Source organism: Micromonospora sp. MH33 (assembly GCF_003013775.1).
Taxonomy (GTDB): domain Bacteria; phylum Actinomycetota; class Actinomycetes; order Mycobacteriales; family Micromonosporaceae; genus Micromonospora; species Micromonospora fulviviridis.
In genome coordinates this window covers 18,292-28,124 of record NZ_MUYZ01000062.1, presented here as the reverse complement: position 1 = coordinate 28,124, position 9,833 = coordinate 18,292, and the positions used below count along the sequence as shown (strand labels likewise).

Sequence of the window (9,833 nt, the reverse complement as noted above, 5' to 3'; positions counted from 1 at the left end):
CGGGCCCACGTGCTGCTCGCGGCCGCCGCCGGGGTCGCCCTGCTCAGCCTGCTCCTCGGGCTGGCCGGCACGCTGGCCGCCGGCGACCACTGGGCGCACCGGCAGGGGCAGCGGACCGGCTGGGCCACCCTCGTCTCGTTCGGCACCACGCTCGCCGGGCTCGGCCTCGGCGTCGTCCTGCTCCGGCTGCCCGGCACCGCCGCGGCCCGGGCGGCCACCGCCCGGCTGTTGCTGGACGGCCTGATCATGGCGGGGGCGCTCTGGTTCGTCGGCTGGGCGCTGTTCAGCCCGCCGACCCGGCTGCTCGGCGACGCGACCCCGGTCGCCTGCCTGCCCATCCTGTTGGCCACGATGAGCGCGGCGCTGACCGCCGGGCTGACCGTGATCATGGTGTTGCGGGCGGCGCCGCCGCGCGGCCGGCTGGTCCTGCTCGGCGCCGGCGCGACCGGGGTGACCTGCGGCGGCCTGGGCCTGTCGGCCGGGCTCTGCCAGGCCGGCGCGGGGCTGGCGTTCGCCGGCGCCGCGGTGATCGCCGCCGGCCTGCTGGCCACCGCCCTGGCCGCGCACCGGGTCGACCTGCCGCGGGTCGACGTCGACCTGATCCGCCGCGACGGCGAGTACGCCTTCGTGCCGATGTTCGCGATGGCCGCCTCCGCCATGTACCACCTCGTGCAGGGCGGCCGGTTCGACGTGTTCGGCATCGCGGCCGGCAGCGTCGAGGGTTTCGCCCTGGTGGCCCGGCAGTACCTGGCCCTCAACGACGTCCGCGGCTACGCCGGCCGGCTCGCCGAGCGGGAGGCGCACTTCCGCGAACTGGCGCACACCGACCCGCTCACCGGCCTGGCCAACCGGCGCGGCCTGCTGCGCGCGCTGCACCGCTGCGCCGAGGCCGGCGTCCCCTGCGTGCTGCTCGGGCTGGACCTGGACGGTTTCAAGAACGTCAACGACATGCGCGGACACGACGTGGGCGACGCGGTGCTGGCCGAGGTGGGCCGGCGGCTGCGCGGCAACCTGCGCCCGGGCGACCTGGCCGCCCGGCTCGGCGGCGACGAGTTCGCCGTGCTCATGCACGGCACGACCGACCCGGGGCCGGTCGCCGAGCGCCTGCTCGGGGTGCTCGGCCGTCCCTACGAGGAGGCCGACGGCCCGGTCTTCCTCTCGGTGAGCATCGGGGTGGCCGGCGCCTGCGGGGAGACCGACGTCGAGCTGCTGCTGCGCAACGCCGACCTGGCGCTGCGCTACGCCAAGCAGCGCGGCAAGAACCGGATCGAGCGCTACGACGCCACCTACGACCAGCTGCTGCGCCGGCGCACCATGCTGGAGCACGAGCTGCGCGGCGCGATCGAGCGCGACGAGCTGCGGCTGGCCTTCCAGCCGGTGGCCTCGCTGCCCTCGGTCCGCCCGGTGGGCGCCGAGGCGCTGCTCCGCTGGCACCACCCCGAGCTGGGCAACGTCCGGCCGGACGAGTTCATCCCGCTGGCCGAGGAGTGCGGGATGATCTCCAAACTCGGTGCCTGGGTGCTGCACCAGGCGTGCTACCAGCTCTCCCGCTGGCTGGCCGACGGGCACGACGTCTGGGTGTCGGTGAACGTCTCGCCCCGGGAGCTGCACGCCCCGGAGTACGTGGTCCAGGTCGCCGACGCGCTGCGCGCCCACCACGTACCGCCGCAGCGGCTGGTGCTGGAGGTCACCGAGCACGCCGTCGCCACCGACCTGGACGAGCTGATCCGGCGGCTCACCGCGCTGCGCCTCACCGGGGTGCGGATCGCGCTGGACGACTTCGGCGCCGGCTACTCCTCGCTGGGGCAGCTCCGCCGCCTCCCGATCGACATTCTCAAGATCGACCACAGCCTGGTCGCCGAGCACGAGCCGGTCCGGCCGGTCGGCCGGGACGGCCCGGCGTTCGCCCCGATGGTCGACATCGTCATGCGCCTCGGGCACCAGCTCGGCCTGGAGGTGATCGCCGAGGGCGTCACCACCCCCACCGAACTGGCCGCCGTGGTGGCCGCCGGTTGCCGCTTCGGGCAGGGCGCGGCCTTCGGCTGGGGCGTGCCCGCCGAGCACCTGGAGGCGATGCTGGAGGCGGCCACCTCGCCCGGCAACCGCCCGACCTCGGTGCCGCCCGCCCCACCGGCCGCGCCGCCGCGGACCGGGCCGTCGCCGCTGCTGCCCCGGCTGCGGTCGAATCCCCCCGCCCAGATACCCGCGCCGCGTACCTCGAACGAGGGATCTTCGCAGGCCGCGCCGGGCGCGGAGGGTGCGTCGGGAGCCGACACGCCCACGTCCGTGAACCAAAATGTGGGATCAGTTGACTCATCGCGTGAGATGCGTCAGGCTTAGCCGCATGTCGTCGAACCGGTCGCTGCGAGTACTTACCTGAGCGCACTCTCCAGAACGAGAGTGCGCTGGCCCCGTGCATCTGCACGTGGGCCGTTTTTGTTGCCGTCGGACCATCGTCGGGACGCCCGCGTCCCATCCTGAGAAGCGCATCACACACTCCAGCCGAAGGCCTGAACCGCCATGACGAGACCCACGCCAGAGACCCTCGCCCACACCGCCCGGCGAGCCCGCCCGGCCACCGAGCCGGCCGGCGACGCCGACCACGCCCCCGCCCTCCGCACCGGAGCCGCCCCGGCCGTAGCTGGACGCGCTGCACAGGCCGGCGCGGACGGACGCGCCGCGACCGAGCCGTCGCCTGCGCCGGTCTCCGGTGCCGGGTCGCTGGTGCGGTCGCTCGAGGCGCTCGGCGTCGACGTCGTCTTCGGCATTCCGGGCGGCGCGATCCTGCCGGCGTACGACCCGCTCTACGACTCGACCGTGCGGCACATCCTGGTCCGCCACGAGCAGGGCGCCGGGCACGCGGCCACCGGGTACGCCCAGGCCACCGGCAAGGTCGGCGTCTGCATCGCCACCTCCGGCCCGGGCGCGACCAACCTGGTGACGCCGATCGCCGACGCGTACATGGACTCGGTGCCGATGGTGGCGATCACCGGCCAGGTGGCCCGCCCGTCGATCGGCACGGACGCCTTCCAGGAGGCGGACATCCAGGGCATCACCCTGCCGATCACCAAGCACAACTTCCTGGTGCAGACGCCCGAGGAGATCCCGCAGGTGCTCGCCGAGGCGTTCCACCTGGCCTCGACCGGCCGGCCCGGCCCGGTGCTGGTCGACATCCCCAAGGACGTCCTCCAGGCGCCGACCACCTTCACCTGGCCGCCCACCCTGGACCTGCCCGGCTACCGGCCCACCCTGCACCCGCACGGCAAGCAGATCCGCGAGGCGGCCCGGCTGATGACCGGCGCCCGCCGCCCGGTGCTCTACGTCGGCGGCGGCGTGCTCAAGGCCGGCGCCACCGAGGGGCTGCGCCGGCTGGCCGAGCTGACCGGCATCCCGGTGGTCACCACCCTGATGGCGCTCGGCGCGTTCCCCGACTCGCACCGGCAGCACCTGGGCATGCCCGGCATGCACGGCACCGTCGCCGCGGTCTACGCCCTGCAGAAGTCCGACCTGATCGTGGCGCTGGGCGCCCGCTTCGACGACCGGGTCACCGGCAAGCTGGACTCGTTCGCGCCGGACGCCACCGTGGTGCACGCCGACATCGACCCGGCCGAGATCGGGAAGAACCGGCACGCCGACGTCCCGATCGTGGGCGACGCCCGGCACGTCATCGACGAGCTGATCGCGGCCGTCACCGCCGAGCAGGCGGCCCGGCCGGCCGCCGACCTCGCCGACTGGTGGAACCAGCTCGACGACCTGCGCGGGCGCTACCCGCTGGGCTACGAGGAGCCGGCCGACGGCACGCTCTCCCCGCAGTACGTGATCAAGCGGCTGGGCGAGATCGCCGGCCCGGACACCGTCTACGTGGCGGGCGTCGGCCAGCACCAGATGTGGGCCAGCCAGTTCATCTCGTACGAGAAGCCGTACACCTGGCTCAACTCCGGCGGCCTCGGCACCATGGGCTACGCCGTCCCGGCGGCGATGGGCGCCAAGGTCGGCAAGCCGGACACGACGGTCTGGGCGGTGGACGGCGACGGCTGCTTCCAGATGACCAACCAGGAGCTGGCGACCTGTGCCCTGGAGGGCATCCCGATCAAGGTCGCCGTCATCAACAACGGCAACCTGGGCATGGTCCGGCAGTGGCAGACCCTGTTCTACGGGGAGCGCTACTCCAACACCGAGCTGGGCACCCACAAGCACCGGATCCCGGACTTCGTGAAGCTCGCCGAGGCGCTCGGCTGCGTCGGCCTGCGCTGCGAGAACGCCGCCGACGTGGACAAGACCATCGAGGCGGCCATGGCGATCACCGACGCCCCGGTGGTCATCGACTTCGTGGTCGGCAAGGACGCCATGGTGTGGCCGATGGTCGCCGCCGGCACCAGCAACGACGAGATCATGTTCGCTCGGGGCGTCCGCCCCGCCTTCGACGAGGACGAGCTGTAGTCATGACCGAATGCACCGAGCGCAGCGAGGGCCGTGAGGGCATGACGAGGAAGGCGCTGTAATGACGCTGCACACGCTGTCCGTGCTGGTGGAGAACAAGCCGGGTGTCCTGGCCCGGGTCTCCGGGCTGTTCTCCCGGCGCGGGTTCAACATCGACAGCCTCGCCGTGGGGGAGACCGAGAACCCCGACGTCTCCCGCATCACCATCGTGGTCAACGCCGAGTCGTCCCCGCTGGAGCAGGTCACCAAGCAGCTCAACAAGCTGGTCAACGTACTCAAGATCGTCGAGCTGGACCCGCAGGTCTCGGTGGCCCGGGAGCTGCTGCTGGTCAAGGTCCGCGCGGACCGCAGCGCCCGGGGCCAGGTGCTGGAGACGGTCGCCCTGTTCCGCGCTCGGGTGGTCGACGTCGCGCCGGACACGCTGACCATCGAGGCCACCGGCACACCCGACAAGCTCGACGCGCTGCTGCGTGACCTCGAGCCGTTCGGCATCAAGGAGATGGTCCAGTCCGGCACGGTGGCCATCGGGCGCGGCTCCCGCTCGATCACCGCCGGCCCGGCGCTGCGCGCCGCCTGATCCGCACCTACCAGATCTCGACGGGCCGACGGGCACCGCCGTACGAAAGGGAAGTCAATGAGCGTTGAGGTGTTCTACGACGACGACGCCGACCTGGGCCTGATCCAGGGCCGCAAGGTCGCCGTGATCGGGTACGGCAGCCAGGGCCACGCCCACGCGCTGTCGCTGCGCGACTCCGGCGTCGACGTGGTGATCGGCCTGCCCGCCGGTTCGAAGAGCCGGCCGAAGGCCGAGGAGCAGGGCCTGCGCGTGCTCACGCCGGCCGAGGCGGCGGCCGAGGCCGACGTGATCATGATCCTGGCGCCGGACACGGCCCAGCGGGGCCTCTACGCCGAGGCGATCGCCCCCAACCTCGCCCCCGGCAAGGCACTCTTCTTCGGCCACGGCTTCAACATCCGGTACGGCCTGATCAAGCCCCCGGCCGACGTGGACGTGGCGATGGTCGCCCCGAAGGGCCCCGGCCACCTGGTCCGCCGCCAGTACGTCGACGGCAAGGGCGTGCCCTGCCTCGTCGCGGTCGAGCAGGACGCCAGCGGCACCGCCTTCGGCCTGGCCCTGGCGTACGCCAAGGCGATCGGCGGCACCCGGGCCGGCGCGATCCGGACCACGTTCACCGAGGAGACCGAGACCGATCTCTTCGGCGAGCAGGCGGTGCTCTGCGGCGGTGCGGCGGCGCTGGTGCAGACCGGCTTCGAGGTGCTCACCGAGGCCGGCTACGCCCCCGAGGTGGCCTACTTCGAGTGCCTGCACGAGCTGAAGCTCATCGTCGACCTCATGTACGAGGGCGGCATCGCCCGGATGCGGTACAGCATCTCGGACACCGCCGAGTACGGCGACCTCTCCCGCGGCCCCCGGGTCATCGACTCCCGGGTCAAGGACGAGATGCGCAAGATCCTCGGTGAGATCCAGTCCGGCGAGTTCGCCCGCGAGTGGGTGGCCGAGGACGAGGCCGGCCGGCCGAACTTCGCCAAGTGGCGGGCCGAGGGCGCGGCGCACCCGATCGAGGAGACCGGGCAGAAGCTGCGCGCCATGATGAGCTGGGTCGACCGGCCCATCACCGAGACCGCCTGACCCTCGGTCGGGCAGCTCCGAGGCGGCCCGCGCCCCGACGCTCTCCCCGGCGTCGGGCCGCGGGCCGCCGTCATTCGCGCCGTCGAGGCGAGGCGCGCGGGCGGCCGGTTCACCTGGTGGGACCGGGTGACCAACGCCTCGGCCGCCCCGGCCCGACCCGGGCAACGGGTGAACGGGGGATGACGGACGCGCGACGAGCCTGTGTGAGGGCGCTCACCTCGCGGTCCGGGACCCGGAGGGCGGACCGCCCCCTACCATCCTTGGTGAGGTGCTCCAGCCGGCACCCGACGGCCATGGCACGGTTCGGTGCAGGGCGCAGCGCGGCGTCCCGAGGCCCCGGCCCGACCACAAAACCGAGCGTCTACGAGGACCGATGAATCCTGTCGTACTGATCGCCGAAGAACTCGCTCCCGCCGCCATCGAGGTGCTCGCGCACGACTTCGACGTGCGTCACGTGGACGGCACCGACCGCCCGGCCCTGCTCTCCGCGCTCTCCGAGGCCGACGCGGTGATCGTACGCAGCGCCACCCAGATCGACGCCGAGGCGGTCGCCGCGGCGCCGCGGCTGAAGGTCGTCGCCCGGGCCGGCGTCGGGCTGGACAACGTCGAGGTGCCCGCCGCCACGGCGCGGGGCGTCATGGTCGTCAACGCTCCCACCTCCAACATCGTCTCCGCCGCCGAGCAGGCCGTCGCGCTGCTGCTCGCCGTGGCCCGCAACACCGCCAGCGCCAGCGCCGCGCTCAAGGCGGGCGAGTGGAAGCGGTCGAAGTACACCGGCGTGGAGATCCAGGGCAAGACCGTCGGCGTGGTCGGCCTCGGTCGCATCGGCGTGCTCTTCGCGCAGCGCATCGCCGCCTTCGGCACCCGCCTGATCGCGTACGACCCGTACATCCAGCCGGCCCGTGCCGCGCAGCTCGGTGTCCGGCTGGTCGGCCTGGAGGAGCTGCTCCGGGAGAGCGACTTCATCTCGATCCACCTGCCGAAGACGCCGGAGACGGTGGGCCTGATCGGTGAGAAGGAACTGGCCATCGTCAAGCCGGGCGTCCGGATCGTCAACGCCGCCCGTGGTGGCCTGGTCGACGAGCAGGCGCTCGCCAACGCGATCGCCGAGGGCCGGGTCGCCGGCGCCGGCGTCGACGTCTACGCGAAGGAGCCCTGCACCTCCTCCCCCCTGTTCGCCTTCGACAACGTGGTGGCCACCCCGCACCTGGGCGCCTCCACCCACGAGGCGCAGGACAAGGCCGGTCTGGCCGTGGCGAAGAGCGTCAAGCTGGCGCTCCAGGGCGAGTTCGTGCCGGACGCGGTGAACGTGCAGGCCGGCGGCGTGGTCGCCGAGGACGTCCGGCCGCTGCTGCCGCTGGCCGAGAAGCTGGGCCGGGCCTTCACCGCGGTGGCCGGCGGGGTGGCCGCCAGCGTCACGGTCGAGGTGCGCGGCGAGATCGTCACCAACGACGTGTCGGTGCTCAAGCTCGCCGCCACCAAGGGGCTGTTCAGCTCGGTGGTGGAGGAGCAGGTCACCTACGTCAACGCGCCGCACCTGGCCGCCGAGCGCGGCGTCGAGGTCACCCTCGCCACCCAGGCCGAGACCGTCGACCACCCGAACCTGGTGACGGTCCGCGGGGCGCTGCCGGACGGCCGGACGGTCAGCGTCTCGGGCACGGTGGCCCACACCGGCGCCCGGGACGTGCTCAAGCTGACCGAGGTGGACGGTTTCGACGTGGAGATCGGCGCCGAGGGCATCCTGGTCTTCCTGCGCTACGCCGACCGGCCGGGTGTGGTCGGCACCGTCGGCACGCTGCTCGGCGAGGCCGGCGTGAACATCGCCGCCATGCAGGTGGCCCGCCGCGAGGCCGGTGGCGAGACGCTGATGACGCTCACCGTCGACCAGGCGCTCGGCGCGGACCTGCTCACCTCGGCGGCCGACTCGATCGGCGCGGTCGCGGCCAGCGCGGCGGACCTGCGCGACGAGTAGTCCGACCACGACGGATCAGGGGCCCGGCCGGACGGCCGGGCCCCTCGTCGTATCCGTGGCTCAGGACGTGACGCGTGCGGGCGGCGGGTAGACCGAGCCGTCCTGGGCGTCGAAGAGCATCAGGTCGTGCTCGCCGGCGAGCCGTTCGATGTCCAGCAGCACCTGGTCCGCGCAGGTGGGGAAGAGGTTCATCTCCACGTGGTCGCCGGCCGCGTGCAACGGGGTGACCTCCCAGGGCGTGCCCGGGCCCGCCGGACGGTCGGGATAGTTGGCCGTGATGGCCCGGTAGAAGGCGACCACCCGCGGGTCGGGGTACCGCTCACCGTGCCGCCCCTCGCGGCACCGCTGCACCGCCGCCCGCACCTCGTCGGGCGTGGCCCCGGCCGGCAGGGCCCACACGCTCAGATCGAAACTCACGGCGGACAGCGTGCCATCCCCGGTCCGCGCCGTCACCCCTGCCCCGCCGCAGGTTAACTCGCTGATTACCGACAGGACGCCGGACGGTCCGCTGTGGAGACTCTTGCGTCGAGTTGTGTCGATTCGCTAGCGTACCCGTGCGGTCACTGGCTGAGTCGATACTCCGGCCCGTCTTCGGGTGACGCGGTCGGCCGTCCGACCCACCGGCCCGCACCCCTCGATTGCGCGAGCCACGCGCATTCGTCGCTGACCGGCCCCCACGGTCGTTGCCGAGAACGTGGGGGCCGATCGCGGACGGCGTCCCGGCTGCGAAGGCGGGGCGGCGTTCCGCGCGGTCAGCGCCGGTGGTGGGCGAAGAGCGCCCGGTAGTCCGAGCCGTTGCGGAACCAGGCCAGTCCGGCCGGGCCGGCGGCGTACAGGGCGGTGGCGTAGGCGTCGGCCACCGCGAGGTCCGGGCCCACCACCGTGGCGGCGACCAGCTGGTCGGCGGGCTCGCCGGTGTGCGGGTCGACCACGTGTCCCCGCCGCCCGGTCACCCCGGAGGTGCCCACCGCGCCGGCGGTCATCTCCAGCACCAGCGGCGCCCGGCGCGCGTCGGTCGGGTGGTGCAGGGCGACCCGCCACGGGCCGCCGTGCGCGGCGTGGCCGCGAACGGTCAGGTCGGCGCCGGCCAGCACGGCGTAGTCGTGCACCCCCGCGGCGCGCAGCCGGGCCGCGGCCCGCTCCACCGCCCAGCCGCCGAGCAGGCCGCCCGGGTCGAAGCCGCCCGGCACGGCCCAGGCGTCGAACCACCCGTCGGTCGCGGCCCGCATCGCGGTGCAGCGGTCCACCAGGTCGGCCAGCGGCGGGTACGACTCGGGGCCGATCTCGCCCCGGCGCAGCTTCGACACCAGGCTGTCGGGCTGGTTCGGCCCGTAGGTCAGGTCGATGGCGCGCAGCTCGGCGACCGCGTCCCGGAGCGCCTCCCCGACGCCGCGGCGGCCCAGCCATTCGGGCGCGTTGAGCAGCAGCGAGTATTCCGCGCTGGAGGTGCGGACGGTGTGCCGGACGCTGATCCGGTCTCCGGCGACGCCGCCGGCCCGCTCCAGCCGGTGACTGCGGGTGCCGAGGCGCAGGTCGGGACGGCGATGGCGGAAGGCGGACTGGTCGATCCACCGGTTGCGGGGCTGCTCGTCCGTCCAGCGGGCCCGCCGCTGCTCCTCGATCCGCATGACACCGACCCTAGGCAGCGGACATGACCGCACCATGAATGCCACCTGGGAGACTGCTGTGCATCAGGGTATCCCGAATGCTGGAAGACGCGTACCGGGAGCCGGGACGGCGACGTACGGTTGCGCAGAACGACGAGGTGAGGGA

At 73.3% G+C, this 9,833-nt stretch carries 7 protein-coding genes; 5 read left to right on the top strand and 2 right to left on the bottom strand.

Features of this window, described 5'->3' with window-relative positions:
• The 5 genes from B0E53_RS12805 to serA form a co-directional block, all read left to right on the top strand.
• The coding region (locus B0E53_RS12805; RefSeq protein WP_107076268.1) for a bifunctional diguanylate cyclase/phosphodiesterase at positions 1-2,340 on the top strand (2,340 nt) is incomplete at its 5' end.
• Positions 2,341-2,520: 180 nt separating this feature from the next.
• Entirely contained in the window at positions 2,521-4,440 is a 1,920-nt protein-coding gene (locus B0E53_RS12800; RefSeq protein WP_107076266.1) for an acetolactate synthase large subunit, read from the top strand.
• Positions 4,441-4,501: 61 nt separating this feature from the next.
• The gene (ilvN, locus tag B0E53_RS12795; RefSeq protein ID WP_107076265.1) at positions 4,502-5,017 is read left to right on the top strand and encodes an acetolactate synthase small subunit; all 516 of its coding nucleotides are present in this window, start codon (positions 4,502-4,504) and stop codon (positions 5,015-5,017) included.
• Positions 5,018-5,074: 57 nt separating this feature from the next.
• Entirely contained in the window at positions 5,075-6,088 is a 1,014-nt protein-coding gene (gene ilvC / locus B0E53_RS12790; protein ID WP_107076264.1) for a ketol-acid reductoisomerase, read from the top strand.
• Between the two features lie 373 nt (positions 6,089-6,461).
• Positions 6,462-8,060, top strand: a complete 1,599-nt coding sequence (serA, locus tag B0E53_RS12785) for a phosphoglycerate dehydrogenase (RefSeq protein ID WP_107076263.1) — start codon at positions 6,462-6,464, stop codon at positions 8,058-8,060.
• A 60-nt stretch (positions 8,061-8,120) separates the two neighbouring features.
• Here serA and B0E53_RS12780 read toward each other — a convergent pair whose 3' ends face one another.
• Together B0E53_RS12780 and B0E53_RS12775 are read right to left on the bottom strand one after the other, a co-directional pair.
• Positions 8,121-8,477, bottom strand: a complete 357-nt coding sequence (locus B0E53_RS12780) for a hypothetical protein (protein WP_210406046.1) — start codon at positions 8,475-8,477, stop codon at positions 8,121-8,123.
• A gap of 335 nt (positions 8,478-8,812) precedes the next feature.
• A complete protein-coding gene (locus tag B0E53_RS12775; RefSeq protein ID WP_107076261.1) occupies positions 8,813-9,688 on the bottom strand; it encodes an FAD:protein FMN transferase in 876 nt (291 codons plus the stop codon).
• Positions 9,689-9,833: the final 145 nt, after the last annotated feature.

Coding starts and splice junctions, on each gene's coding strand:
- B0E53_RS12800 (WP_107076266.1), top strand. CDS start 2,521: ATGACGAGACCCACGCCAGAGACCCTCGCCCACACCGCCCGGCGAGCC.
- ilvN (WP_107076265.1), top strand. CDS start 4,502: ATGACGCTGCACACGCTGTCCGTGCTGGTGGAGAACAAGCCGGGTGTC.
- ilvC (WP_107076264.1), top strand. CDS start 5,075: ATGAGCGTTGAGGTGTTCTACGACGACGACGCCGACCTGGGCCTGATC.
- serA (WP_107076263.1), top strand. CDS start 6,462: ATGAATCCTGTCGTACTGATCGCCGAAGAACTCGCTCCCGCCGCCATC.
- B0E53_RS12775 (WP_107076261.1), bottom strand. CDS start 9,688: ATGCGGATCGAGGAGCAGCGGCGGGCCCGCTGGACGGACGAGCAGCCC.